This is a genomic window from Oleiphilus sp. HI0061 (assembly GCF_001635675.1).
Genome location: NZ_LWFE01000942.1, coordinates 1 through 769 on the forward strand (window position 1 = coordinate 1; position 769 = coordinate 769).

The 769-nt window shown below is 44.6% G+C and carries 1 protein-coding gene; it reads right to left on the reverse strand.

All coding sequences use genetic code 11. The features are described 5' to 3' along the window. Window positions 1–769: PAS domain-containing protein (locus A3735_RS11060; protein ID WP_156499617.1), on the reverse strand; the 769-nt coding region annotated here is incomplete at both ends.

Sequence of the window (769 nt, forward strand, 5' to 3'; positions counted from 1 at the left end):
CGTAATCAGATAATTTTGAGGCTGAAACTTTGACCTCTGAAAGATCCTCGATACAAATAAAGGCTCCGAGGACTTCGTTATTTTCGCCAAAATCAGGATGGTAATTCGCTTTGCAATGCCTTATACCGTTAACGGTCGCCATATCTGTTTCCAAGTGACAGGACGTCCCGCTTAGAGCCTTTTTAATGTAGGGTTGAGTCCGTTCGTAAATGGCTTCACCCAAGGCTTCAGAAATTGCTTTACCCTTATAGGTGCTAGTATCACGGCCGCTCCAGCGACTATAGTTCTTGTTAACGAACTGAAAGCGCTCTTGTGCATCAATGTAGGAAAGTAATACGGGGACACCGTCGGTGATGCCATCGATAATACGCCGGGTTTCGTTTACCTCCTCAGCGCGTTTGGCTATGTCTTTGGCAAGAGCATTATAGCGCTTAACCAAAGTGCCTAACTCATCCTCGCTTTGGTAGCTTAAGGGAGAATTTAGGCCGTTACTTTGTTGCTGGTGTAGCTCTTCGGTAATGCTTTCCAAGGGCCTAATCAAGGTTCTACGCTGGTTGAGATAGGCTGTAGCCGCAAGTAGGGTAATTCCCCCAGCACAGAGTAGAAATAAGCTAAAGAGAAATGTCTTGGTTTCTTTAAATGTCGGTATATTATGAAATTCCATAAATACCTCGTAAGGGCGCACGCGATTAAGCTCTGGGTTCAGTAGTTTGATGCGAGCATGATGAAAAAAACCGTCATCGCTAATTTGATGATTCTGGTTTTGTCC